Source organism: Roseibium sp. QJM3NY_11 (assembly GCF_056173175.1).
Genome location: NZ_CM149660.1, coordinates 3,588,482 through 3,613,201, shown reverse-complemented (window position 1 = coordinate 3,613,201; position 24,720 = coordinate 3,588,482). Strand labels below are relative to the sequence as shown.

Here is a 24,720-nt window from a genome sequence, read left to right as displayed (position 1 = left end):
CGGGCTCCAATTGCGGCCGGGACGGCGGATCTCAGGTCTTGAGCGGAATACCCGCGGCATAGGTCTCGACGACGGCCCTGTCGTCGCCGAGTGTCTGCAGCACGAAGAGTTCTTCAGACAAGGTCCGGGCTGTTTCCATACGCAACGCCATGGCTCCGGTTGCCCTGGCATCGAGCACCACGAGGTCCGCGTCCGTGCCCGGCTCAAGGGTGCCGATCCGGTCCTGAAGGGAGAGAGCTTCCGCGTTGCCGCGCGTGACCCAGTAAAAACTCGTCAGAGGATGCATGCGTTGACGCTGCAGTTGAAGGATCTTGAAGCCTTCGTCCAGTGTCCGCAGCATGGAATAGCTGGTTCCGCCGCCGACATCCGTTGCGATTGCCGTGCGGACCCCGGCGCTTTCAAGACCGGCCTTGTTGAAGAGACCGCTTCCCAGGAAGAGGTTCGACGTCGGGCAGAACACCGCAACTGATTGTGTCTCGCGCATGACCTTCTGTTCCCGGCTGGTCATGTGCACGCAATGACCGAGCAGGGATTTCGGGCCCAGAAGCCCGAAACTCTCATAGACGCCGAGATAGTCTGTGGCGTCCGGATAGAGCTCCAGTGTCAGGGAGATTTCGTTGTGGTTTTCGTTGATGTGCGTCTGCAGGTAACTCTGCGGGTGTTCCTTCAACAGCGCGCCTGCCGCTTCGAGCTGAGCCGGTGTCGAGGTGATGGCGAACCTCGGCGTGATGACATAATGCGCCCGGCCGCGCCCATGCCATTTCTCCAGCAGCGCCTTGCTGTCATCGTAAGCGCTTTGTGCCGTGTCGCACAGAGCGTCGGGAGCATTGCGGTCCATCATCGTCTTGCCGCCCAGCATCAGCATGCCACGCCGTTCCGCTTCCCCGAAATAGGCCTCGACGGAGGCCGGATGGCTGGAGCAATAAGCGGAGGCGGTGGTGGTGCCATGGGCAACCAGTTGATCGTAGAAACCGGAGGCGATCCTGCGCCCGTGCTCGGGGTCGGAAAACTTCATTTCCTCGGGAAACGTGTAATCATTCAGCCAGTCCAGCAACTGATCGGCCCAGGACGCGATGACCTGAGCCTGCGGGAAATGGATATGGGTGTCGATGAAACCGGGCATGACCAGATGGGGCCGGTGATCCACGATCCGTGTCGTGGCCGCGTCACAGGCGGCCTGCATGTCGGGGTAGCGGCCCCGGGCAACGATCTTGCCGTCCCGGATCAGCAGGGCGCCGTCTTCCTCGTAGGAGTAGGCACCCTTGTCGTCAGGACTGTCCGGAACAGCGGAAAAACTCAGCAACCGGCCGCGCAGGAGTATCTGGTCTTGGTCTGGCACAGCTTGTGGTCCCTGTTGCGCGCGCGAATCTTCGCGCACCTCCGGATTGTTTTTAGTCGGGTGAGGGCGAGGCGACAACGGGGCACCGGGACGGCGAAGAGGTTTCAACGGTGACATGGTCGATGCCATGTCGGTCGGTCAGCCGGTTGCGCACTTGCCGCAAGACGAGGTCGGCGTCCTTTCCCGGATGCAGAACGGCATGCATCGTGGCGTTGACCTTTCCCTCGGACAGCGACCAAAGATGAATGTGAAAGACGTCGGCAAGGCCGGGCACTTCCGCCAGAAGATCCGCCTTCAGGGCGTTCCGGTCGATGCCCGGTGGGGCCCCCTCCAGGAGAATATGGCCTGCCTGCCGCAGCACCGAGACCGCGGACCGCACGATCAGCAAGGCGACGAAGAGGGACAGGATCGGATCGATCGGAAACCAGCCGGTCAGGTAGATCACGATCGCGGCGGCGATCGCAGCGACCGATCCCAGAAGGTCGCCGAGCACATGCAGGATGGCCGAGCGCATGTTGAGGGATCCGTCGCCGCCACGCTGCAGGATCAGGAAGGCGCCGATATTCACCAGAAGGCCGAGGACCGCGATGATCAACATCGGTCCGGCAAGGACGGTTTCCGGTGTCAGGAACCGGCCGACCGCCTCCACGCAGATCCAGGCGGTGACAATGAGCAGGAATATCGCATTGGCGAAGGCAATCAGGACCGGCAGGCGGTCGCGGCCATAGGTGAGCCGGTCATCCGCCGGCTTCTTAGATTGCTGGAACGCCCACCAGGCAAGACCCAGGGAAGCTGCATCCGTGACCATGTGTACGGCATCGGCCATCAGGGCCAGCGAGCCGGACAGCCAGCCGCCAATCAGCTCCGCGAGCATGAAGCTGGCAATCAGCAGTCCTGCCCAGGCCACCGCCCGCGCATTTCTGTCCGTGACTTCCGTTGCATGGTCGTGGCCACTGTGGTCTGAATGGGAAGGCTCGGTCATTGAGCGGTCGTCTCTTGTGTCTCAAGGTGTTGTCATCCTGAGGACTTTGCCGCCCATGAGGCTGGCGGATCAAGTCCCCACAAACGCGTACAGGCAGGGCGCGGCGTTGACGGCCCCGGGATTTCGGGTTTACACGCCAACGATTGCCGGAAACATTTTCCCGAACGTGGTATTTGGTCGGATTATGTCATGCGCATTGCCACGCGAGCCGAGGATACCGAACATGTCATCAGATCTGCCGCGCCCGACCGACAATGCCTTTCTTGGCAAGGACATAAAGGGCGGATCTCACGAGCCGACCTATGCAGGCGCGCTGTCCTTCATGCGCCGCCGCTACAGCAGGGACCTGAACGGGGTCGATCTGGCCGTCTGGGGCATTCCCTTCGATGCTTCGGTCTCCAACCGGCCCGGTGCCCGGTTCGGGCCGCAAGGGGTGCGCCGGGCCTCCGCCATTTTTGACGGCGACCCGCAATATCCCTTCCACATGGATCCGTTCGAGACCCTTGCCTGCGTAGACTACGGCGATTGTGTCTTTGACTATGGCCGAAACGCGGATATTCCAGGCCACATCCAGAGCCAGGCTGCACAGATCCTGGAAGCGGGCGCGCATCTGTTTTCCATCGGTGGCGACCACTTCGTCACCTATCCGTTGCTGAGGGCCCATGTCGCCAGACACGGACCGCTTGGTCTGGTCCAGTTCGATGCCCATCAGGACACCTGGCCGGACCAGGGGGACCGTATCGATCACGGCACCTTCACCGGCCGGGCGGTGCGCGAGGGGCTGATCGATCCCGAAAGATCCATTCAGGTCGGCATTCGCACCCATGCACCCGAGACCTGCGGGCTGGAGATCATCTTCGGGCACGAGATGGACAGTCTGGGCATTGACAGCGTGATCGAGCGGATCCGCTCCAGGGTCGGAACCGGCCCTGCCTACATGACCTTCGATATCGATTGCCTTGATCCTGCCTTCGCACCGGGGACGGGCACGCCGGTCGCCGGAGGACTCTCGTCCCGGGAGGCTCTGTCGGTTCTGCGCGGGCTTGGCTCACTGGATTTTGTCGGCGGAGACGTGGTCGAGGTCGCACCGGCCTATGATCATGCCGATATCACATCGATTGCCGGCGCGAGCGTTGCATTGACCTATATCGGCCTGCTTGCCGAAAGGCGAGCCCGGTCTGCCTGATCTGCTGCTCGTGGTCCGGCGCGGTGTGGCCGGTCATGCAGACCGGCTGCTGCCGGAGCGGGTCGGCCTGTTGTCATTCACCGGCAGGACCGACCAGAACCGGTACAGCGGATGTCGTTCCCGCATGATTGCGTAAAGGCGGATCAGCTTGCCGAGACACACCGCTTGCGCGCTGTAGGCGACGACGAGCCCGGAGGCCGACAAGATCGGAAGCTTCGCGAGTGCCCCCCAGATCGCGACCAGGGCTCCCAACCAGAACACGAAGTAGAGAATTGTCAGCCGGTGGTTCAGGTCCCTTGGCACGGGTATCAGAAGCCTGTTCAGCCAGATCCTCTCGCCGTATCCCGCCAGACGCGCCCAGGTGACCCTGTTGGCGGCCTTGCTGAAGATCTGCGGTCCAAACAGCAAGAGCATGCAGACCCCGAGCGTCAGGAGCACGACTTCGGTCATGCCGAACCAGGACCTGGTCCAGAGGCACGCGGTCAAGACGCCGGGAGCGAGCAGCTTGGCCAGGATTGTCGATGCAGCCGTGGGGCTGCTCGCTGTGCCATTTTTCAGGGCAACAGGCGGACGAAACCCGGAGGGGGGATGATTTCCGGATTCATCTCCCGGTGTTTTGTGGCGTTGCGGCTTGTGCATGAATTCGGGCCGGAAATTGAGACAACGCGTGATCATAGCCGCTGAAAAGGGACCTTGGCAAACCACTTTGTTGTGCGGGACTGATAATCTGCGGACAGGTTTGTCGGTCAATATTTCGCGGTCTGAATTGAAAAATTCGTCCGCAATGGAATGAGAAGTATACTGGAAATATCATTCAGATAGTGGCGGCGTGAATTTTCCTCTAGGTATTTTTGCCGATAGTCTTTCGGTAACAAGATCTAATACGTTGTTCTCAAGCAGGGAATCTGTGAAAATAATCAACTACCTGTTGGTAAGTTAACCTGAAAGCCGGGCAAGAAAATGGTCTTGAGCAGAGGTCGCCACGTAGGAGGCGTCAGTGAAAATTCCGATGTCATGCTGCTGGCAGCGGAACTGGATCGGCTCAATGGTCTCGAACATCTCAGCGGGGCCGACAAGCTGAGCCTGAGCGGGGACTGGCTTCAGACCCTGCTCAACGAAGTATCCGACTATATCCTGATCAAGGACCGCGGTTCGCGCATTGTCATGGCAAACAGGCAGGTTGCCCTTGATGTCGGACTGGAGGACGCTGCCCAGTTGATCGGCAAGACGGATCTCGACCTGCATCCATTGGAAACCGCCCGGAAATTCCTGGCGATCGAACAGGAGATCATGTCCACGAACCTGCCGCGGATTGATTTCGAGGAACCCTCCATTCTGGTGAACGGACGCCGCAAGTGGTTTGCGTCTTCCAAGTTCCCCGTGAGCGACAGCGACGGCAAGGTGGTGGGCCTGATCGGACTGTCGCGCGACATCACGGACCGCAAACGGGCAGCTCTGCTGCAGGAGGGGCAGAACAAGGTCCTGCAGGATCTGGCGTCGGGCCGGCCGCTGGAGCAGGTTCTGGATACGCTGGTGCTGACCATCGAGAAGCAACTCGATGGGGTGCTCGGGTCCGTCATGCTGGTGGAGGAATGCGGAACGAGGCTCCGTGCCGGCGCAGCGCCGAACCTGCCCGGGGACTATGTCGCGTTGACCGACGGTCTCGAGGTGGGACCAAGGACGGGGTCATGCGGCACGGCTGTCCACCGGAGCGAAAGCGTCATTGTCGAGGACATCTTCAAGGACCCGCTCTGGGAAGATTTCCGTGAGTTGGTCAAGCCGTTCGATTTGCGTTCCTGCTGGTCGGTGCCGTTCTTCGGCAAGGATGGCGGCGTGCTCGGCACATTCGGGCTTTACACTGCGGAGGTCCGCAGTCCCACCGACCACGACCTGAAGCTCGCGCTTGAGGCGGCCCGTCTGGCGGCGGTGGCCGTTGAGCGTGAGCTGGATGAACAAAAGATCCGCTATCTCGCCAATCACGACGCCCTGACCGGATTGCCCAACCGTCAGGAGTTTGAATCGAGACTGAACGACAAGGTCACCGCAAGCCGGGACTCGGGCGCACCGGTTGCCGTCGTCTTTGTCGATCTCGACAACTTCAAATTCGTCAATGACAGTTTCGGCCACGCCATTGGCGACCAGGTGCTGAAGATTGCCGCCGAACGGATCGTGTCCGTCGTTGACGGCAAGTGCCAGGCCATTCGATTTGGCGGAGACGAATTTGTCCTGATTGTCGAAGGAAACGCCGCGCACAAGTCCCGACTGAAGCAGCTCATGGCGCAGTTGAGGAAGGAAATCGGCAGGACAATCCGGATCGGAGACCTTTCGTTTCATGTGACCTGCAGTCTCGGAGCGGCCCGCTATCCGCAAGAAGCGGAAGATGCAGACCAACTTCTGCGGAATGCGGACAAGGCAATGTTCGAGGCCAAATCCCTGGGCCGGAACGGTTTTCAGATCTATCAGCATACCCGGCCGGAAATGTCGCTGAACAAGATGACACTGCTGGAAGACATGCGATCCGGGATCGGGGCCGATCAGTTTTTTCTGGAGTATCAGCCCCAGTACAACCTTGATACCGGCCGGATTACCGGCGCCGAGGCGCTGGTGCGATGGCAACACCCGGACCTGGGCCGTCTGATGCCCGGAGAGTTCATCACGCTCGCCGAGGAAAGCGGACTGATCGTGCCCCTTGGACGGTGGGTGATCAAGGAGGCCTGTCGGCAGAACAAGGAATGGCAGGACGGCGGGCTGGTGCCGGTCACAATCGGGGTCAATGTCTCTGCGCGACAGTTCCGCGAGACCGGGTTGATTGCCAACGTCTGCGCGGCGCTCGACGAAAGCGGTCTGCCGGCCGGGTCCCTGGAGCTGGAACTGACGGAAAGCCTGTTGATCCAGGACGCGGAACACGCGGTCAGTCTGATGAATGATTTCCGCGGCATCGGCCTGAAACTGGCGATCGACGATTTCGGCATCGGCTATTCAAGTCTGGTGGCGCTCAAGAGCTTTCCGCTGACCCGATTGAAGATCGATCGCAGCTTTATCCATGACCTGGACTACGACGAGAACGATCGTTGCATTGCCCGCGCAATTATCTCGCTGGGGCGCGAACTGGGCCTGAGCGTGGTTGCCGAAGGTGTCGAAACCGCGAAGCAGCAGGCCTTCCTCGCCGGCTGCAAGTGTGAAGTGGCGCAGGGGTTTCATTTCGGCAGGCCGATGAGCGCGGAAAAATTCGGCAAGCTGCTCGCCATGACCCTGACGCCGCTGGACGCGCATTCCCGCTAAGCGGGCTCTTTTCCTGCCGGCGGCCGGTCCCGAAGACAATCCCTATCCCGGCCCCGGAAGTCAGACCTTGGTCATCACGTAGGATCCGGGCGCATCTTCCAGGAGTTTCATCCGGTAGGCACCCGGTTTGCGGGCCTTGGCCATCGTGTCGTCATTGGAGCGGATCCACTGGTCCCAGTAGGGCCACCAGGATCCGGGATGTTCATCGGCGTTGTTGAGCCAGTTTTCCAAAGTTCCCTTGGGGTCGGCGCCGGTCCAGTACTGGTACTTGTTCTTCGCGGGTGGATTGACGACACCGGCGATATGGCCGGAGCCTGCGAGCACGTAGTCGACAGGTCCGCCGAAACAGCCGGACCCGAGGAAGACGGATTTCGGCGGCGCAATGTGGTCCTCGCGGGTGGCAAGGTTGAAGACGGGGATCGTGACCTTGGAAAGGTCGAGCCTTTCGCCGGCAATTTCCATTTCGCCCTTGGACAGCCGGTTCTCAAGATAGCAGCTGCGCAGATAGAAGGAATGGTTCGCCGCCGGCATACGCGTTGAATCGGAGTTCCAGTAGAGCAGATCGAACGGGAAGGGCTCCTTGCCTTTCAGGTAGTTGTTGACCACGTAGCTCCAGATCAGATCGTTGGATCGCAGCATGTTGAAAGCCGAGGACATCTTCGATCCGTCCAGATAGCCCTGTTCCGCCATCCGTTTTTCCAGGGAAGATATCTGTTCCTCGTCGACGAAGACCTTCAGATCGCCGGCGAACGTGAAGTCCACCTGGGTGGTGAAGAAGGTTGCGGTCTTGATCCGCTCGTCGCCCTTCCGGGCCATGTAGGCCAGCGTGACCGCGAGCAGTGTGCCGCCCACGCAGTAACCGATCGCATTGACCTCGCTCTGGCGCGTCGCCCGCTTGATCACATCGAGCGTGTTGAGGATGCCTTCCTTCATGTAGTGCTCGAAGTTCTTGAGCGCCTGGCGTTCGTCCGGGTTGACCCAGGAGATCACGAACACCGTGTGCCCCTGATCAACAGCCCACTTTATGAACGATTTCTCGGGGTTGAGGTCCAGAATGTAGAACTTGTTGATCCAGGGGGGGACGATCAGAAGCGGGCGCTTGAGCACGTTTTCCGTTGTCGGCGCGTACTGGATGACCTGGCAGACATCGTTCTGGGAGATCACCTTGCCCGGGGTGTTGCCCATGTTCTCGCCGAGCTTGAATTTCGTCGGGTCCGTCTGCCGGATCTTGAGTTCACCCTTGCCGGTTTTCAGGTCCTCGACAAGATGCTGCATGCCCTTGACGAGGTTTTCGCCGTTGCTTTCCAGGGTCAGGCGCAGCAGTTCCGGATTGGTCAGCACGAAGTTCGAAGGGGAAACCGCATTTGCGATCTGGGTGACATAGAACTCCGCCTTGTGACGGGTGTGCTCGTCGAGCCCCTGGGCGTCGTGGACCATGTCCTCGGCCCATTTGCTGGTGATCAGATAGAGCTGCTTGATGAAATCGAAGAACTGGTTGTCTTCCCACTCCGGGTCGGCAAACCGCTTGTCTTTGTGCGGCGTCTGCACCGCCGGTGTCGAAGGCTCGCCCATCATCCGTTTGAGGGACGAGTTCCAGAGGTCGATATACCCGCCCCACAGGCGGGACTGGGCCTCGACGGCGCGTTGAGGATCGGAGGCCCAGTATTCGCCCACCTGCGCCAGGGTCTTGACGATGCCTGTCAGCTCGTCCGTCGACTCATGGGGGATCTTGCCCTGTTCCCGCGGCTCGATATAAGCGGCGAGGGCCTTGCCGGCGTGCTCCAGCGTCTTGGCCAGGTTCTGGGCAAAGGCCTCCGGGTTGTTGATGATAAACTGCAACATGGGATGCTGGCGGTCATCAGCCATAGGCAGGTGTTTCCTCCGGTTTACGCAGCCTCGTCAGGCCGTGGAACGGTCTGAGAGCCCTGTCAGTCCATTCGCCTTATCTTGTTCTGTTTTCGCCGGTATTTAGAACTGACGGTTATTTATGACACAAGGTTCCGCTGCCGTCGATTGGATTTCAACGTGTTTTGCACTTCGCCGGTGCGGGTGGCCACGGTTCAATTAAATTGCAGACAGCATGGCCGAACACTCTTAAATAGATCAACTTGCGGATGTCCGATCGGTCCGGACCGGGTGTCCATGACTAGAGTGAATTTGTGTCGATCAGATGGATGCCGCCGTCGTTGTCGAGGAGGAGCGGATGACTAGATTGCAAAAGGTTCGCGTCGGTCTGACGGGAACGGCGGTTCTGCTGTTCTTGTCGGGGTGCGCTGTTGGTCCCGGAACGCCGTTGCTGGCCGCCCTGAAAACCGAACCGGGCCTGGTCAGCACCAATGTCCCCTCGTCACAGGCATTTGGTCCACCTGTCGGAGCCGGCGTTGCATCCGGTCTGATCAACCCGCAGGATCGGCGCGCGACGGAAGCCTATCTGGAAACGCTCGCGCCGCGACAGAGCCCTGCCAGGTAGGACCGCTCCGGTCTGCCGGAAGGGGCGCGGCGCGATTGCGGGTTGGTGAAATACGCATTCTTTTAAGGGTTGGTGACCTAGGGTTCTTCCAGGACTTTTTCAGGGCATTTCTTTGATGCAACTCGATACGCCGACACTGTTTGCCTGTCTCACCGTCGCCGGTTTCGCCGGCAGCGCGGTTCTGCTGCTGTTTTACCGGTTCTGGCCTGTGAAAAGCCTTGCGGGATCGCGCAGTCTTGCCTTGTGGGCGGCCGGTCTGTTCCTGGCGGGCTGCGGAACGCTGCTGATCGGCCTTCGCGGCACGATACCGGACGGTCTGAGCATCATCGGCGCGAATTTCCTGATCATTCTGGCAATCGGATTGAGGCGCGCCGGCCTCGCGGTGCTTCTGGGCCTGCGCGGACACCTGTGGGTGTTTGCGATTGTCGCAACCGGCTGGCTGGTCATGTGCCTGTTCCCGCCGTTCCTGGAGAGTTTCCTTTTCCGTGTGAATTACGTGCAGAGCTGCCTGATCCTGGGAGGTCTGTGGATGGCCGCCATGGTGTTTTTCGAAAACACGGACAAGCTGCATTCCGCCAGACTGCTGGGAATGACCATCCTGGTCGAATGCGCTGCATTCGCCTGGTTCATGCTGAACCAGAACCTGCTGCAATTCCCGACGTTCCTGTCCGCATTCCCGGAAGGGTTCATGACCGTTTATCTGGTCGTGCTGCTGTTTTCCACGGTCATGACCATTGTTCTGCCCCCGTCTATGCTCGTCGAGAAATCCCGGGAGCTTTCGCGGGAAGAGAATGCGCGCAATGACGTGACCGGCTTGTCGACCCGCGGTGCATTTTGCGATGACGCGCAGGCCTGGATCCGGGAGAACCGGGAAAACGGATCGGGTTACAGCCTGGTTCTCTTTGATCTGGATGAACTGAAGACCGTCGGCGAGAAATACAGCCCGGCAATGAGCGACGCCCTGTTGCAGCTGTTCGCCCGTATCCTGAAGGACACGGTCGGGGAAACCGCCGTGGCCGGCCACATCGGGAAAAACGAATTCGCCGTTTTCCTGCCGGAAACAGATCATGAGCGTACCCGTCTGACCGCGCAAAGCCTGTGCCGGCAATTCGGCCTCGGATGCGAGGAGGCGTCGGCAGGCAAGCTGATGATCTCGGTCAGCGTCGGATTCGTCACGGCAAGCGCCGTCACGCGCCTCGGGCGGGTGATGGAAACCGCGGAACGCGGCCTTGAAAAGGCCGGCAGGCAGGGCAAGGCCCAGATCGTCGCGGTCGACCTGACCACCAGCGGTTCGGCAAGAAACTCCGCCCGGAAGCCTGCTTTCCCCACCCAGCACAAAAACGCGGCCTGATCCAATCGGACAAGCCGTCACCTGAAGCCGGCGCTGGGCGACGGTCACGGTCCGGGAGTTTTCGCGCCCAGGGCCCGGGGAACAGGGCCATTGCACGCCCTGAACGGCATCGTTTCGGACATCGCGGCAAATTTAGTCGGCTTGCAACGCAAAGACGGGTGTGCATTTTTTTCCGGGCTGCTAAAAGGGCCCCGCTGGGCTGCCGCCGCGCCGGGTGATTGGCGCAGTCAACTGTTAACTCGCAAGGATTCGCGTCATGGAGGAATTCCACAAGGTCAAACGGCTGCCGCCGTACGTCTTCGAACAGGTCAATCGCCTGAAAGCCAAGGCGCGCGCGGATGGAGCGGACATCATTGATCTTGGCATGGGCAATCCGGACCTGCCGACGCCGCAACATATCGTCGACAAGCTGACTGAAGCCGTGAAGGACCCGCGCACGCACCGCTATTCGGCCTCAAAAGGCATCCAGGGTCTGCGCAAGGCGCAGGCCGCATATTACGGCCGCCGGTTCGGCGTCAAGCTCGATCCGGACAGCCAGGTCATCGCGACACTCGGGTCCAAGGAAGGCTTCGCCAACATGGCGCAGGCCATCTCGGCGCCGGGCGACGTGATCCTGAGCCCGAACCCGAGCTACCCGATCCACACCTTCGGCTTTCTGATGGCTGGGGCTTCGATCCGCAACATTCCCGCAGAGCCGGGACCGGAGTTTTTCGACGCGCTGGAACGGGCGGTGATCCACTCGGTGCCCAAGCCGATCGCGATCATACTGTGTTATCCCTCGAACCCGACCGCCTGTTGCGCCGATCTCGACTTCTACCGCGATGTTGTGGCCTTTGCGCGCAAGCACAACATCTTCATCCTGTCCGATCTGGCCTATTCGGAAATCTATTTTGACGCGGCACCGCCGCCGTCGGTCCTGCAGGTTCCCGGCGCGATGGATGTTGCCGTCGAGTTCACCTCCCTGTCCAAGACCTTTTCCATGCCCGGCTGGCGCATGGGGTTTGCGGTCGGGAACGAACGGCTTGTCGCGGCTTTGGCACGGGTCAAGTCCTATCTCGACTACGGTGCCTTCACCCCGATCCAGGTGGCGGCGACCGCGGCGCTCAACGGGCCTGACGATTGCATTCGTGAAATCCGGGAAACCTACAAGGGCCGCCGCGACGTGGTCGTGGAAAGCTTCGGTCGGGCCGGCTGGGACATTCCCGCGCCTCAGGCCAGCATGTTCTGCTGGGCCCCCATCCCGGAAAAGTTCCGCGCTCTGGGCAGTCTCGAATATTCCAAGCTTCTTCTGGAGCGGGCGGAGGTTGCGGTGGCGCCCGGCATCGGCTTTGGCGAACATGGCGACGGCTATGTGCGCATAGGACTGGTGGAAAACGAACAGCGGCTGCGTCAGGCCGCGAGAAATATCCGCCGCTTCCTTGAAACAGCGGACCAAAAGCTGCACAACGTCATCCCGCTCGGAACCTCTGGCTGATTAGAACTGGACTTTTTTCCGCATGGCTGAAGCATTGAAAGTTGGCGTTGCAGGGCTTGGCACCGTGGGGGCCTCCGTCCTGCAACTCCTGTCGCAGCATGGCGGACAGATCGCCCGCAAATCCGGTCGCGCGGCAACCGTCACTGCGGTGAGCGCCCGGAACAGGACCCGGGACCGCGGCTTCGACGTGTCCGGTCTGACCTGGTTCACCGATCCGGTCGAGATGGCGGAAAAGGCCGACATAGACATTTTCGTCGAGTTGATCGGCGGCGACAGCGGGCCCGCGGAGGACAGCGTCCGCGCTGCGCTCAATAGGGGCATCCATGTCGTCACCGCCAACAAGGCACTGCTTGCCAGGCACGGCGTCGACCTGGCGATCCTGGCGGAAGCGGGCAACGTCTGCCTGAACTACGAGGCAGCGGTCGCCGGCGGCATTCCGATCGTCAAGACCTTGCGCGAATCGATGGCCGGAAACGACATCAGCCGCGTTTACGGGATCCTCAACGGCACCTGCAACTACATCCTGACCCGCATGGAAACCGACGGCATCGGCTTCGAGGAATGCCTCGCTGATGCGCAGCGTCTGGGCTATGCCGAGGCCGATCCGGGATTTGATATCGAGGGCAACGATACCGCGCACAAGCTTGCCATCCTGACAAGCCTGGCCTTCGGAACGAAGATCGCCTGCGACGATATCTATATGGAAGGGATCACTTCGATCGCGACCGCGGATATCCAGGCCGCCGACGAACTGGGGTTCCGCATCAAGCTGCTGGGCGTCGCGCAGCGCACTGAAACGGGCATCGAACAGCGCGTGCATCCGACCATGGTCCCCAAGGCATCCGCGATCGCGCGGATTGACGGTGTCCTCAACGCGGTTGCCGTGGATGGTGACTTTGTCGGCGAGATCGTTCTGGCCGGACCCGGAGCCGGCGGCAAGGCAACGGCGTCTGCCGTCGTTTCGGACATCGCCGACATCGCGCGCGGCGACAGGACCCCGGTTCTGGGCACGCCCGCGGCGGACCTGAAGGACTATACCCGGGCGCGCATGCGCCTGCACGAGGGCGGCTATTACATTCGGCTGTCCGTGTTCGACCGGCCGGGCGCATTCGCGGAGATTGCCCGCTGCATGGGAGAAGCGGGGATATCTTTGGAGTCCATCGTTCAAAAGCGGAACGCGGAGGCCGATGCGCCCGTGAAGGGCAACGTCGAAGTGCCTCAACCTGTCATCTTGATCACGTATGAAACCACTGAGGTGGCGATCAAGCAGGCACTGGACGTGGTCATGTCCAAGGGCGTCGTCGCCGAGAAGCCGCAGATGATCCGTATCGAAAAACTGAATTGACACGTGAGTGCCCGCCCAGGCGTCTTGCGGGGAGAGACTGGAGAAGTTGATGTCCAAAACTGAAAAACAGCCGGCGAGCGGACTGGACCGTATTCTGACGCTTGAACTGGCCCGTGTCAGCGAAAGAGCGGCTGTTTCGGCCGCCCGGTTGCGGGGCCATGGTGACGAGATGGCGGCGGACCAGGCGGCTGTGGACGCGATGCGGCGCGAGCTCAACCGCTTGCCGATCGACGGGACGGTCGTGATCGGCGAAGGTGAGCGGGACGAGGCGCCGATGCTCTATATCGGCGAGAACGTCGGCACCAAGCAGGGCCCCAAGGTGGACATTGCGCTCGATCCGCTGGAAGGCACCACCATCTGCGCCAAGAACCTGCCGAATTCCCTGGCGGTCATTGCCCTTGCTCCCGAAGGGGACTTGCTGAACGCCCCTGACAGCTACATGGACAAGATCGCGATCGGGCCGGGCTATCCGGCCGGACTGATCGATCTCGACGCACCGATCGCCGACAACATCGCCGCCGTGGCAAGGGAGAAGGGCGTCAAGGTCAACGAAGTCACCGCCTGTGTCCTGGACCGCCCGCGTCATGCCCGGCTGATCGAGGACATCCGCGCGACCGGTGCAGCCATCCGCCTGATCGGCGACGGCGACGTGGCTGGCATCATTCACACGACGGATCCGGACGAGACCGGCATCGACCTGTATATCGGCATCGGTGGTGCGCCCGAAGGCGTGCTGGCAGCCGCGGCGCTGCGGTGCATCGGTGGCCAGATGCAGACCCGGCTGGTCATCACCCGTGAGGAGCAGGTCGAACGTGCCCACCGCATGGGCATCGAGGACATCAAGAAGAAGTACACGCTCGAGGAAATGGCCGGGCCGGACGTTCTGTTCGCGGCGACCGGTGTGACTGACGGCAACTTTCTGCAAGGCGTCCGGTTCGGCCGCCATCATGTCACCACGCATACCGTCGTCATGCGGTCATCCACAGGCACGGTGCGTTACATCAAGGCCCAGCACACGGATCTTGAAAAATTCCATATGGACTAAGACGGCGCTGAATGCTGGGAACATCCGGGGAAGATGACAGGAGGCTCGTACTGGGGGTCTCCCGTTCCGCAAATGACAATGCCTGGCGCGAACGCCTGAGCGTCGCCGACGCACGCGCCGCGATGGCCATTTCGCAGACGCACGGTTTGCCCGACGTTCTGGCCCGGGTGCTGGCGGCGCGCGGTGTTCTGCCCGACGATGCGCCGGCATTCCTGGATCCCGCTCTCAAGCTGCTCATGCCCGATCCCTCCACGCTCGTGGACATGGATGCCGCCGTCGAAAGGGTCGCGGACGCCGTCGAGGCCGGCCGCAAGATCGCGATCTTCGGCGACTACGACGTCGACGGCGCGACGTCCTCCGCAATTCTGGCCAAATATCTCCAGTGGCTCGGTCTTGATCCCGTGATCCATATTCCGGACCGGATCATCGAGGGCTACGGACCAAATGGACCTGCCATCGAGGCCCTGCACCAGGGCGGCGCCGAACTGCTGGTTACGCTGGACTGCGGCAGCACGTCTTTCGAGGCCTTCGAGACGGCCGGCAGGCTGTCACTCGATGTCGTGGTCATCGATCATCACCAGGTCGGTGAGACGCTTCCGGACGTTCGCGCGCTGGTCAATCCCAACCGCCAGGATGACCTTTCCGGACAGGGACATCTGGCGGCGGTCGGCGTGACCTTCCTGTTCCTGGTTGGGTTGAACAGGGAATTGCGCCGGCGTGGTGCCTTCGCAAGCCGGCCACAGCCGGACCTGATGGCATTGCTCGATCTGGTGGCACTGGGAACGGTGTGCGATGTCGTGCCGCTTCAGGGCCTCAACAGGGCGTATGTCACCCGCGGTCTGGCGGTCATGCATCAGCGGCGCAACCACGGACTGACGGCCTTGGCGGATGCCGCCCGCGTCAGCGGCCGGCCAGCGCCCTACCATCTTGGATTTCTGGTCGGGCCCAGGATCAATGCGGGCGGCCGGATCGGGGATGCCGCGCTCGGAGCACGGCTGCTGACCACCGAGGACCCGCATGAGGCCCGCGCCATCGCGGAACGTCTCGACCAGCTCAACAGCGAGCGTCAGACAATGGAAGCGGTGATGCTCGAACAGGCCGGCGCGGAAGCTGCCTACGCCATCGAGACAAGAGATCCCGCGGTTCTTCTGACCGGCTCGCCGGACTGGCATCCAGGCATTGTCGGCCTGATCGCCTCACGGCTCAAGGAAGCCCATCGCAGGCCGGCCTTCGCGGTCGCTTTCGACGAAACGGGCAAGGGGACCGGCTCCGGCCGATCGATACCGGGGGTCGATCTCGGCAAGGCGGTTCGCCAGGCCGTCGACGACGGATTGCTGGAAAAGGGCGGTGGGCATGCCATGGCTGCCGGGCTCACGGTCCGCCGGGAAAAGATCGCTGATCTGGAAGCCTATTTCAACGAATCGCTGCAGGCTGATGTCGAGGCCGCCACCGCCAGCCGGGAATTGTCGGTCGATGCGGCGCTGACGGCGACAGGGGCAACGCTTGAGCTTCTGGAGTTGCTGGAAAAGGCAGGCCCTTACGGCGCCGGTCATTCCGAGCCGGTTTTTGCATTCCCAGCGCACCGCATCTCCTATGCGGATGTTGTCGGCAAGGGCCATGTGCGCGCGACAATCACTGCCGGCGACGGCGCCGGCCTGAAAGCCATCTGTTTCAAGGCCGAGGACAAGCCGCACGGAAAAATGCTGCTTGAGGGCCGGGGGCGGGGCCTCCATGTTGCCGGAACCCTGTCCATCGACACCTGGCAGGGCTCGCGGAAAGTGCAGCTCCGCATTCTGGATGTTGCAGACCCGCAGAAAAGCCGTCCTTGATGGTCTGCTGAGTGCCTTGATGGCGTGTTGATCGAATGTGCCGTTAACCAAACCCTAAGGACCCGCGCCTAGTTTTTGTCCACGCGAAGGAATCGTGAGGATCAGGCATGCACGCTCAGAATGAGCTTTCGCCCTATTTTGCGGAAATAGACCGGCGTACCGACAGGGCGCTGAAGGGCATACGTGAGGTCCGGCGGTCGGCCAAGTTCAAGACCTTGCCCGCGCAGCCCAGGTCCGCGACGCTTGCAACCGGTCTGCTGGTTGTACTGGCCCTGTTTGCCGGCATGTTCCTCGATTGATCCCTTGATCATCGAGACTGGATCAACATAGTTTTCCGTTCCGCCTTCCTGAGGCCTGATACGGTCAGGGTCAGGCCTTGTTTCTGTCGTCTTTCTGAAAGACAAAACGGCAACAGATGACCCATTATCCAATTGCTCTCTGGTCCTTCAATCTCGGCCGCGCGCCTGAAAGCGTGGGCGCGTTCGCGGCGCAGATCGGGGAGGGGCTTGCCCGGGCTTCCGCGGCAGGTGCCAGGCTCCTTGTCCTGCCGGAATACCTGATCGAATGCTGCCTTGCCTTCAAGCCGGAAGGCTTGCAGCCCGAAGAGGAAATGGCCTTTCTCGCGGATGTCGGCCAGGACCTGCTGCCCCTTCTGGCGGACCTGCCGAGACAGCAAGGCGTCTCGCTTCTTGCCGGCTCGATGCCGGTCAGGACGCCTGCGGGCATCACCAACACGGCCGTACTCCTGACGGCCGACGGCCGGCAGATCCGGCAGGACAAGCTCTGTCTGACGCCGTTCGAACAGAGCCCGGACACCTGGCACCTCACGCCCGGTACGAACTTGAAGGTGTTTGACCTCGACGGGCTGAAAATGGCGATCCTGATCTGTCTGGATGTGGAAATGCCCGCGCTGAGCAGTCTTCTGGCCCGCCAGGAACTGGATCTGTTGCTGGTTCCCTCCATGACGGAAAAACTCTCCGGATATCACCGCGTGTTCGGCTGTGCAAAAGCCCGGGCCGTGGAACTTCTGTGTGCCGTCGCCGTTTGCGGGGTGGTCGGCACAGCGAAGGGAACCACGCAGAACGACACCAATGTGTCCGGAGCCGCGCTGTATCTGCCATGCGAAGAAGAGTTCGGGTTTTGCGGAGTTGCCGCCGAAATTCCGCCAACATCCGGCGCCAATGGTGAAGACCCGTTCCTGATCGCCGACGTGCCGGTTCGGATGTTGCGTGACCTGAAGTCGGGAAATGCCGAAGTCTGGCCCGGAGCGTGGTCCGCCGATCATGTCAGGATTTCCAATGTCTGAATGCAGGTCCGTGATCATTGCGGACCGGCAGCAATAGAAATGTGCACAGTGTGCACTTTTGACTGGACGGAAAATTCTTTTGCCTCTATATAACGTCCACCCCGGAACAGGCGGTATAGAGATGAGTGTCGCAAAGGCTTTAACAGTTCAGAACATATCGTGGTTGCACGGTTTCAGTGGTTTGTTCGTCAGACCGCGCCGTTTGCAGATCGCCGCGCTGTGCTGTCGCCCGGGCGACAACGAACCCGAGATTCTGCTTGTATCGACGCGCGGGACAGGCCGTTTGATCCTGCCGAAAGGATGGCCGGAGAAAGACAAGCCGGCCTACGAGACCGCGGTTATCGAAGCCTATGAAGAAGCCGGCGTTGTCGGCGAACCTGATTCGCGCGCCATGGGCAGTTTCCGGTCCTTCAAGGGCCTGTCGGACGGGCTCAGGATCCGGACCAAGGTCCTGGTTTTCAGGGTCCGGTTCAAAAAGCAGTTGCAGAGCTTCCCGGAAATCGGCCAGCGGAAACTGTTCTGGCTGCCCCTGTCCGAGGCCATCGAGGCCGTCGATGAGCCGGCGCTGGGGCGTTTCTTGCGAAAGCACCGCTCTGACCTCGTCTGAAAACCCGTTCCAATCCAGTTCAGTTACTATGAACGACGCAAGGGTGTCGCGCGGGCGTGCGATCAATGACGGCATGATTTTCAACCGGGACACCGGTGGCTGGGCATCTCGTGCCGGCTCCCGTGTTTCTCTCGAGATTGGGCCGCCAGCTTGCTGACAAACAGAGACCTCAAAGCGAAAGATCTGGACAAGGATCTCGACAGGCTCGGATTCGTCGGCGAAGCGGCGGAAGCGATGGGCCGCCGCCTGACCGGGACTGGTCTTGCCGTGATTTTTCTGGGCCTGTGTGCGGCGGTAGCCGCTTCCCAGATCGTTTCCGGCGACATGTCGAACGCGCTCATTCTCGTGGCCGCAAGCGCGATTGCCGGTTACATGGCCCTCAACATCGGTGCAAACGATGTTGCCAACAATGTCGCTCCTGCGGTCGGCGCCCGCGTGATCAGCCTGACCGGCGCCCTCGTTCTCGCCGCGATCTGTGAAAGCGCCGGAGCGCTGCTTGGCGGGGCGGATGTGGTCTCCACGGTCTCCAGTCAGATCCTGAGCCCGGACGATGTCCGGCATAATTTCACGTTCATGCAGGCAATGCTGACCGCCATGGCCGCCGCCGCCCTGTGGATCAATTTCGCCACATTGGTCGGTGCGCCGGTGTCCACGACCCACTCCATTGTCGGTGGTGTCGTCGGAGCCGGCGTTGCGGCCAGCGGCTTCGCGGCAATCAACTGGACAACGGTCTCGACCATCGCGCTGACCTGGGTTGCCTCTCCGGTTCTGGGCGGGCTGATCGCGGCGGCCTTCATGGCTTTCATCAATTCCCGGGTGGTCTATGCCGCCGACAGGCTCGCCGCGGCCCGGTTCTGGCTCCCCATACTGCTGGGTCTGCTGGGGGGCTTCTTTGCCGCGTATGTTTCCAAAAAGACCGGTGACCGCCTGCTCGATCTGCCTGAATGGCTTTCCATCGGTCTCGCGGTGCTGACCGCACTGGTTGTCTGGCGCATCTATCTGCACGTCGTACGCAAGCAGACAGTCACTCAGGAAAACACCGCGCGCGCGGTGCGGCAACTGTTTGCAATTCCGCTCATGGTCACCGCCGGCCTGCTGTCATTCGCCCATGGAGCGAACGACGTTGCCAATGCCGTCGGCCCGCTGGCGGCCATCGTGCTCAGTCAATCAAGTGACTTCCCGGACCTTGTGTTCTGGTACATGGGGGCACTCAATCCGGTAATTCCCCTGTGGGTGAGCGCGGTCGGGGCCTTCGGCATTTCCGCCGGTCTTTTGCTGTTTGGCCGGCGGCTGGTGATGGTGGTCGGCAAGAAAATCACGAAATTGAGTCCCGTCCGGGCTTTTTGCGTCACCCTCGGAGCCGCCACCACCGTCTTGATGGCCTCGGCTCTCGGCATGCCCGTCTCGTCCACGCATATTGCCGTCGGTGCGGTTTTCGGTGTCGGATTCTACCGCGAATGGCATCGCAACCGTTATGTCACCGAAAACGGCCGAATCAAGCCGCGCAAGATGATGCGCAATCGGGAGGAACGCCGGCGCCGGCTTCTGGTCAGGCGGGCCAATCTCCTGACGATTGTTGCCGCGTGGGTCGTCACCGTTCCGGCAACCGCATTGTTTGCCGCGGCGCTGTTTCATCTGCTGAGCCTGATTTTCGCCCTCTAGGGGATTTTCAATCGCGGCCCGTCAATCGCGGCCTGTCAATCGCGGCCTGTCAATCGCGGCCTGTCAATCGCGGCCTGTCAATCGCGGCCTGTCAATCGCAGCCTGTCAATCGCGGAGCTTCAATCGGAGCGGTCTGCGAGGTGACCGGCGGGTTCCAGGGTCAGATGTGCCCAGACCGGAAGATGGTCCGACGCGACGCGGGCCGTTCTGGACTTGTGAACACCGGCCTGCTGCACCGTGAATTCCGGGCTGGTGATGATCCGGTCCAGGCTGCCGACGGGAAGCGGGCTCGGGAAGCTCCGTCCGGGCGTGGTGACTTCGTAACGTTCCTCGAACAGCCGGATGCTGCCGGCAGAATCGCGCCACTCGTTGAGGTCGCCGATCAGCACGGTCGGCAGGTAATCGAGGTGCGCGTGCAACTGGTGCATGAGCGACGTGATCTGTTTCTTGCGGAAATGTGCCACCAGGCTGAGATGCATTGCCGCGATCCGGATCTTTTCACCGCCGACAATCAGGTCCACGGCCACCGCTCCGCGCGGCTCGAGTGTCGGCAGGTCCAGCTTGCGATGGTCCAGGATCTCGATGGAATTGCGCACAAGCACGGCGTTGCCGTGCCAGCCGAGGCTCTTCTCACCCGTGTCGAACGGCACAGGCCGGAAGTCGGTCTCGGCCAGAATACTGTCCGGATCCAGTGTGCTTTCGCGCGGTCCGAAGCGCTTGTCGGCCTCCTGAAGCGCCAGGATATCGCAGTCCAGTTCCTGGATCACCTTGAGCGTCCGTTCCGGACGGCGGCGGGCATCCACCCCGATGGATTTCTGGATATTATAGGAGCCGATCTTGAGCATGGCTGAAAGAGATGCGGGCCAATGCGGCAAGATGCAAGCCGAACGGTGTCAGGAGTCCGGCCCGGCAGCCTTTTTAGGCAGTTTTTTGCCCCTCAGAACCCTTCAGAGCCGTTCAGGCCGCTTCCAGCTCCTGCGCAGCCTGAACCAGCAGCCCGGATAGATACTCCATGAACGACACCCAGGCCTCGACCACGAACGTGTCCGGACCCGTACGCCAGAGCATCACCGGCGCCTTGTGAAAAATTGTGCGCGTGACCGTTCCGACCGGAAAGGCTTCCGGTGACAGGTCGATGAATATCCCGGTGTTGAGCAGCCAGGCCGCCTTGTCGCCGCTGATTATGATGGCCTGGGAGCGGTCGGAGATGTCGACCAGGGCGTGGGGTGTGTCGCCGAGCCTGGCCTCGATGGCGGAGAACACCGTCTGCAGGTCGTCCTCCGGTGCCAGCAGTGTCCATTCGTCCGGTCCCATCCACAGTGCTGCCCGCCGGGCGGCCGTCGCACATGCGAGGGGCGTGTCGGGCAGAGCCGTGCCGAACGCGGCTCCCGCGTCCGCGACCGACGTCTTCCGGCCTCGAAAGGAAAGCCGCGCGATCGGAGCGCACTTCAATATGGAAACCTCAGCCAGACTGAGCAGCGGCACTTCGCCCGCGTCGGGCGTGATCAGGTCGCTTGCCAGAAGTTCAGACATTGAGCCGCGCTCCTTCCTTGTCAAAAAACACCGTGCCGGTTATCTCGACCGGAATGCTGCCGTCCGGCATGGGCACGTAGAGCGTGCTGCCCTCGAGGGCGTGGCCGTTCTTCACGATGGCCAGTGCAATGGTGCGGTCAAGGGCGGGACTGTAGTAGGACGAGGTGACATGCCCTTCTGCCGGGGTGCCGGTCGCCGGGGTCTCAGACACCGTGATCTGAGCCCCTTCCTCCAGTTTCACCTTGGGGTCCTTGGTCAGCAGGCCGACGAGTTGCTTGCGGTTTTCAGCAACAAGATCCGGCCGGTCCAGGCCGCGTTTGCCGACGAAATCGTGTTTCTTCTTGCCGATGGCCCAGGTCATGCCGGCGTCTTGCGGCGTGACGGTTCCGTCCGTGTCCTGGCCGACGATGATATAGCCTTTTTCGGCCCGCAGGACATGCATGGCTTCGGTTCCGTAGGGGGTCCCGCCGTGCTTGCCGATTTCCGTGGCAAGGGTTTCCCACATCATCTGGCCATGGCGGCGCGGAACGTTGATCTCGAAGCCGAGTTCACCGGTAAAGGAAATCCGGAACAGACGGCAGGGGACGCCGCAGAAAGTGGCTTCCCTGACGCTCATGTGGCTGAAGGCATCCGCGGACAGGTCGACACCATCGACGAATGGCGCGATGACCTCCCGGGCTTTCGGACCCTGAACCGCGGCCACTGCATATTGTTCGCTCGTCGACGTGATCCAGACATCGAGGTCCGGCCATTCTGTCTGCAGGTAGTCTTCCATTGTCGCGAACACGTTTGGCGCGCCGCCGGTGGTGGTGGTGACGTGAAAACGATCCTCTGTCAGACGTCCGATCACGCCATCGTCGGTGATGAAACCGGCGTCGTTCAGCAGAAGGCCGTAGCGGCAGCGGCCCGGCGCCAGCTTTTTCCACGGATTGGTGTACATCCGCTCCAGGAACTCGGCGGCATCCGGTCCGACCACCTCGATCTTGCCGAGCGTCGAGGCGTCGAACAGCCCGACGCTGTCACGCACGGTCTTGCATTCGCGCGCCACGGCGGCATGCATGTCCTCTCCGTCTTTCGGAAAATACCAGGTGCGTTTCCACTGGCCGACATCCTCGAAGATGCCGCCGTTCTCGACGGCCCAGTCGTGAGACGGCGTCTTGCGGACCGGATCGAAGAAATCACCGCGCGAGACCCCGGCGAACAGGCCGAATGTCGTTGGCGTGAACGGTTGGCGGAATGTCGTCAGTCCGACATCCGGTACCGGGCGGTCCAGGGCACCGGAGGCGATCTGCAGCGCGTTCATGTTGGACAGACGGCCCTGATCGGTGGCCATGCCGGTGGTCGTGTAGCGTTTGATGTGCTCGATCGAGTGCATGCCCTCGCGCACGGCAAGCTGCACGTCCTTGGCGGTCACGTCGTTCTGGTAGTCGACAAAGGCCTTTACGCGGGATGCGTTGCGGTCATGCGGAATGGCGCCGAGAGTGCCGCCGGACCCGGCTTCGCCTCCGGTGGCGGTGGCACGGGTGATCGCGGCAGTCTGGCCGGTGGCCGCCCGAGCGGCCTCTTCCCCGGCCGCATAGCCGTCTTCGAGGGTGGCTTGCAGCCCGTAGAGACCTTTCGCTGCTCCGGCGGAGCGTTCATGTTGAACGGACGTGCCGGGCACATAGGCGCCCTTGGCAGCGTCCCAGACGACCTTGCCGCGGGATTGGGAATACAGACTGACCGTCGGTGTCCAGCCGCCGGACATCAGGATCGCGTCGCAGTCGACCTGTCCGCCGGACGCAACCTGTCCGGATGTCATCAGGCGTCCGAGCAGAGCGGACCTGACCCGTTTGCGGCCGAGCGTTCCGGTGACCACACAGCCGGCTTCCACGCGGATGCCGCGCGCCCTGGCGATGGAAATCAGGTTCTCGGGCGGGGCCTCGCGCATGTCCGCGATCGCGGTGACTTCCACGCCCTGGTCGGCGAGATCGAACGCCGCCTGCCAGGCGGTGTCGCAAGCGGTCGCGACCAGCACCTTGTGGCCGACTTTCACGCCGTAGCGGTTGAGATAGGTCCGGCCGGCGTCGGCGAGGAAGATGCCGGGCCTGTCGTTTTCCGGGAACACCATCGGTCGCTCGATGGCTCCGGCCGCGATCACGACTTCCCTGGCCCGCACCTGCCACAGCCGTTCGCGCGGAAGTCTAGGGTCGGGATCGGCCAGGTGCTCGGTCACACGCTCGGCCAGGGCAATGAAATTATGCGCGAAATACCCGAAAGCCGTGGTGCGCGGCAGCAGCGTGACATTGTCCATTGCCGACAATCTGGCGACCGTTGCGGCAATCCAGTCAGCGGGCGTGCCGCCGTCGATGCTGGCACCGGCTTCGCTCAGGAGGCTGCCGCCGAACTCCGCCTGCTCGTCGCACAGGATCACCTTCGCGCCGGTTTCCGCCGCGGCGAGTGCCGCGGCGAGGCCGGCAGGTCCGGACCCGGCGACCAGCACGTCGCAATGGGCGTAGAGATTGCCATAGACATCCGTGTCGGCGTTCTTCGGGGGCTTGCCGAGGCCTGCCGCCGACCGGATCACCGGTTCATAGACCCGGTCCCAGAAGGATTTCGGCCACATGAAGGTCTTGTAGTAGAAGCCGGCCGGAAACAACGGCGACAACAGGTCGTTGACGGCACCGATATCGAAGCCGAGGGAGGGAAACCGGTTTTGCGAGATCGCTTCGAGACCCTGGTAGAGTTCGACCTGGGTGGCGCGCATGTTCGGTGTCTGGTCGCCGTTGCGGTAGATGCCGACCAGGGCATTCGGCTCCTCCGAGCCGGCGCTGACGATGCCGCGAGGACGGTGATACTTGAACGAACGGCCGACAAGATGAACGCCGTTGGCCAGCAGGGCGGAGGCAAGCGTGTCTCCCGTGTGACCCTGCATTTCTTCGCCGTCGAAGGTGAAGGTCAGTTGCGCGGCACGGTCGATGCGGCCGCCCTTTTCCGTGCGGAATGGCTGGCTCATTTGCCGGCCTCCTTGGCAATGGCTTCAAGGTCGGGTTTTGGCTCGCCGGCCTTGTAGACTTTCAGGAACCTGTCGCTGACGGTGTCGCGGACGGCGTTGAAGAAGCGGCCGCAGCCGTGAATGTGCCGCCAGCGTTCGGCATAGAGGCCTTTGGTGTTGGAGCGCATGTAGAGAAAATCCACCCAGTCCTCGTCGCTGGTCTGCGTCGGGTCGGCGGGACGTGCGATATGGGCTTCGCCACGGCAGGAGAATTCGGTCTCCGCGCGCTCGACATCGCAATAGGGGCAATAAACCAGCAGCATCTGATGAGGTCT

At 61.8% G+C, this 24,720-nt stretch carries 20 protein-coding genes; 12 read left to right on the top strand and 8 right to left on the bottom strand.

The features are described 5' to 3' along the window. Positions 1 to 31: 31 nt before the first annotated feature. Together guaD and AC0VX3_RS16670 are read right to left on the bottom strand one after the other, a co-directional pair. Entirely contained in the window at positions 32 to 1,339 is a 1,308-nt protein-coding gene (gene guaD, locus AC0VX3_RS16675; protein WP_475521449.1) for a guanine deaminase, read from the bottom strand. A 52-nt stretch (positions 1,340 to 1,391) separates the two neighbouring features. Next, the gene (locus AC0VX3_RS16670; RefSeq protein WP_475521448.1) at positions 1,392 to 2,321 is read right to left on the bottom strand and encodes a cation diffusion facilitator family transporter; all 930 of its coding nucleotides are present in this window, start codon (positions 2,319 to 2,321) and stop codon (positions 1,392 to 1,394) included. 223 nt (positions 2,322 to 2,544) lie between these two features. Here AC0VX3_RS16670 and speB point away from each other — a divergent pair, with 223 nt between their 5' ends. Continuing rightward, positions 2,545 to 3,507, top strand: coding sequence for an agmatinase (speB, locus tag AC0VX3_RS16665; protein ID WP_475521447.1), 963 nt, complete (start codon positions 2,545 to 2,547; stop codon positions 3,505 to 3,507). 33 nt (positions 3,508 to 3,540) lie between these two features. On the opposite strand, the gene AC0VX3_RS16660 is transcribed toward speB, so the two are convergent. Continuing rightward, entirely contained in the window at positions 3,541 to 4,146 is a 606-nt protein-coding gene (locus AC0VX3_RS16660; RefSeq protein WP_475521446.1) for a DUF6653 family protein, read from the bottom strand. A gap of 375 nt (positions 4,147 to 4,521) precedes the next feature. Here AC0VX3_RS16660 and AC0VX3_RS16655 point away from each other — a divergent pair, with 375 nt between their 5' ends. Next, entirely contained in the window at positions 4,522 to 6,789 is a 2,268-nt protein-coding gene (locus tag AC0VX3_RS16655; RefSeq protein WP_475521445.1) for a putative bifunctional diguanylate cyclase/phosphodiesterase, read from the top strand. Between the two features lie 60 nt (positions 6,790 to 6,849). On the opposite strand, the gene AC0VX3_RS16650 is transcribed toward AC0VX3_RS16655, so the two are convergent. Then, positions 6,850 to 8,655, bottom strand: coding sequence for a PHA/PHB synthase family protein (locus tag AC0VX3_RS16650; RefSeq protein WP_475521444.1), 1,806 nt, complete (start codon positions 8,653 to 8,655; stop codon positions 6,850 to 6,852). A 337-nt stretch (positions 8,656 to 8,992) separates the two neighbouring features. Here AC0VX3_RS16650 and AC0VX3_RS16645 point away from each other — a divergent pair, with 337 nt between their 5' ends. The 10 genes from AC0VX3_RS16645 to AC0VX3_RS16600 all read left to right on the top strand — a co-directional run bounded on the left by AC0VX3_RS16645 (position 8,993) and on the right by AC0VX3_RS16600 (position 19,878). After that, positions 8,993 to 9,259, top strand: coding sequence for a hypothetical protein (locus AC0VX3_RS16645; protein WP_475521443.1), 267 nt, complete (start codon positions 8,993 to 8,995; stop codon positions 9,257 to 9,259). A 115-nt stretch (positions 9,260 to 9,374) separates the two neighbouring features. Continuing rightward, positions 9,375 to 10,610 (top strand): GGDEF domain-containing protein, encoded by a 1,236-nt coding sequence (locus AC0VX3_RS16640; protein ID WP_475521442.1) that lies wholly within the window; start codon positions 9,375 to 9,377, stop codon positions 10,608 to 10,610. 256 nt (positions 10,611 to 10,866) lie between these two features. Then, positions 10,867 to 12,084 carry an LL-diaminopimelate aminotransferase gene (locus tag AC0VX3_RS16635; RefSeq protein WP_475521441.1) on the top strand — a complete coding sequence of 406 codons (1,218 nt, stop codon included), beginning with the start codon at positions 10,867 to 10,869 and terminating at the stop codon, positions 12,082 to 12,084. A gap of 22 nt (positions 12,085 to 12,106) precedes the next feature. After that, positions 12,107 to 13,429, top strand: coding sequence for a homoserine dehydrogenase (locus tag AC0VX3_RS16630; protein ID WP_475521440.1), 1,323 nt, complete (start codon positions 12,107 to 12,109; stop codon positions 13,427 to 13,429). A gap of 49 nt (positions 13,430 to 13,478) precedes the next feature. After that, positions 13,479 to 14,474: a class II fructose-bisphosphatase gene (gene glpX, locus AC0VX3_RS16625; protein WP_342895893.1), complete on the top strand. Its 996-nt coding sequence runs from the start codon at positions 13,479 to 13,481 to the stop codon at positions 14,472 to 14,474. A gap of 11 nt (positions 14,475 to 14,485) precedes the next feature. Further along, entirely contained in the window at positions 14,486 to 16,303 is a 1,818-nt protein-coding gene (gene recJ / locus AC0VX3_RS16620) for a single-stranded-DNA-specific exonuclease RecJ (protein ID WP_475521439.1), read from the top strand. A 107-nt stretch (positions 16,304 to 16,410) separates the two neighbouring features. Further along, on the top strand, positions 16,411 to 16,602 hold the full coding sequence (locus AC0VX3_RS16615) for a hypothetical protein (RefSeq protein WP_475521438.1): 192 nt from the start codon (positions 16,411 to 16,413) through the stop codon (positions 16,600 to 16,602). 116 nt (positions 16,603 to 16,718) lie between these two features. After that, positions 16,719 to 17,609 (top strand): nitrilase-related carbon-nitrogen hydrolase, encoded by an 891-nt coding sequence (locus AC0VX3_RS16610; protein WP_475521437.1) that lies wholly within the window; start codon positions 16,719 to 16,721, stop codon positions 17,607 to 17,609. Positions 17,610 to 17,730: 121 nt separating this feature from the next. Beyond that, the gene (locus AC0VX3_RS16605; RefSeq protein WP_475521436.1) at positions 17,731 to 18,216 is read left to right on the top strand and encodes an NUDIX hydrolase; all 486 of its coding nucleotides are present in this window, start codon (positions 17,731 to 17,733) and stop codon (positions 18,214 to 18,216) included. A gap of 150 nt (positions 18,217 to 18,366) precedes the next feature. Continuing rightward, on the top strand, positions 18,367 to 19,878 hold the full coding sequence (locus AC0VX3_RS16600; protein ID WP_475521435.1) for an inorganic phosphate transporter: 1,512 nt from the start codon (positions 18,367 to 18,369) through the stop codon (positions 19,876 to 19,878). Positions 19,879 to 19,997: 119 nt separating this feature from the next. On the opposite strand, the gene AC0VX3_RS16595 is transcribed toward AC0VX3_RS16600, so the two are convergent. The 4 genes from AC0VX3_RS16595 to AC0VX3_RS16580 all read right to left on the bottom strand — a co-directional run bounded on the left by AC0VX3_RS16595 (position 19,998) and on the right by AC0VX3_RS16580 (position 24,708). Further along, entirely contained in the window at positions 19,998 to 20,723 is a 726-nt protein-coding gene (locus AC0VX3_RS16595) for an endonuclease/exonuclease/phosphatase family protein (protein WP_342895899.1), read from the bottom strand. A gap of 112 nt (positions 20,724 to 20,835) precedes the next feature. Next, positions 20,836 to 21,411 carry a sarcosine oxidase subunit gamma gene (locus AC0VX3_RS16590; protein WP_475521434.1) on the bottom strand — a complete coding sequence of 192 codons (576 nt, stop codon included), beginning with the start codon at positions 21,409 to 21,411 and terminating at the stop codon, positions 20,836 to 20,838. Next, positions 21,404 to 24,406, bottom strand: coding sequence for a sarcosine oxidase subunit alpha family protein (locus tag AC0VX3_RS16585; RefSeq protein ID WP_475521433.1), 3,003 nt, complete (start codon positions 24,404 to 24,406; stop codon positions 21,404 to 21,406). Before AC0VX3_RS16585 ends, AC0VX3_RS16590 begins: the two co-directional genes overlap by 8 nt. After that, positions 24,403 to 24,708: a sarcosine oxidase subunit delta gene (locus AC0VX3_RS16580; RefSeq protein ID WP_475521432.1), complete on the bottom strand. Its 306-nt coding sequence runs from the start codon at positions 24,706 to 24,708 to the stop codon at positions 24,403 to 24,405. Before AC0VX3_RS16580 ends, AC0VX3_RS16585 begins: the two co-directional genes overlap by 4 nt. Positions 24,709 to 24,720: the final 12 nt, after the last annotated feature.

Coding starts and splice junctions, on each gene's coding strand:
- AC0VX3_RS16670 (WP_475521448.1), bottom strand. CDS start 2,321: ATGACCGAGCCTTCCCATTCAGACCACAGTGGCCACGACCATGCAACG.
- speB (WP_475521447.1), top strand. CDS start 2,545: ATGTCATCAGATCTGCCGCGCCCGACCGACAATGCCTTTCTTGGCAAG.
- AC0VX3_RS16660 (WP_475521446.1), bottom strand. CDS start 4,146: ATGCACAAGCCGCAACGCCACAAAACACCGGGAGATGAATCCGGAAAT.
- AC0VX3_RS16655 (WP_475521445.1), top strand. CDS start 4,522: ATGCTGCTGGCAGCGGAACTGGATCGGCTCAATGGTCTCGAACATCTC.
- AC0VX3_RS16650 (WP_475521444.1), bottom strand. CDS start 8,655: ATGGCTGATGACCGCCAGCATCCCATGTTGCAGTTTATCATCAACAAC.
- AC0VX3_RS16645 (WP_475521443.1), top strand. CDS start 8,993: ATGACTAGATTGCAAAAGGTTCGCGTCGGTCTGACGGGAACGGCGGTT.
- AC0VX3_RS16640 (WP_475521442.1), top strand. CDS start 9,375: ATGCAACTCGATACGCCGACACTGTTTGCCTGTCTCACCGTCGCCGGT.
- AC0VX3_RS16635 (WP_475521441.1), top strand. CDS start 10,867: ATGGAGGAATTCCACAAGGTCAAACGGCTGCCGCCGTACGTCTTCGAA.
- AC0VX3_RS16630 (WP_475521440.1), top strand. CDS start 12,107: ATGGCTGAAGCATTGAAAGTTGGCGTTGCAGGGCTTGGCACCGTGGGG.
- glpX (WP_342895893.1), top strand. CDS start 13,479: ATGTCCAAAACTGAAAAACAGCCGGCGAGCGGACTGGACCGTATTCTG.
- recJ (WP_475521439.1), top strand. CDS start 14,486: ATGCTGGGAACATCCGGGGAAGATGACAGGAGGCTCGTACTGGGGGTC.
- AC0VX3_RS16615 (WP_475521438.1), top strand. CDS start 16,411: ATGCACGCTCAGAATGAGCTTTCGCCCTATTTTGCGGAAATAGACCGG.
- AC0VX3_RS16610 (WP_475521437.1), top strand. CDS start 16,719: ATGACCCATTATCCAATTGCTCTCTGGTCCTTCAATCTCGGCCGCGCG.
- AC0VX3_RS16605 (WP_475521436.1), top strand. CDS start 17,731: ATGAGTGTCGCAAAGGCTTTAACAGTTCAGAACATATCGTGGTTGCAC.
- AC0VX3_RS16595 (WP_342895899.1), bottom strand. CDS start 20,723: ATGCTCAAGATCGGCTCCTATAATATCCAGAAATCCATCGGGGTGGAT.
- AC0VX3_RS16590 (WP_475521434.1), bottom strand. CDS start 21,411: ATGTCTGAACTTCTGGCAAGCGACCTGATCACGCCCGACGCGGGCGAA.
- AC0VX3_RS16585 (WP_475521433.1), bottom strand. CDS start 24,406: ATGAGCCAGCCATTCCGCACGGAAAAGGGCGGCCGCATCGACCGTGCC.
- AC0VX3_RS16580 (WP_475521432.1), bottom strand. CDS start 24,708: ATGCTGCTGGTTTATTGCCCCTATTGCGATGTCGAGCGCGCGGAGACC.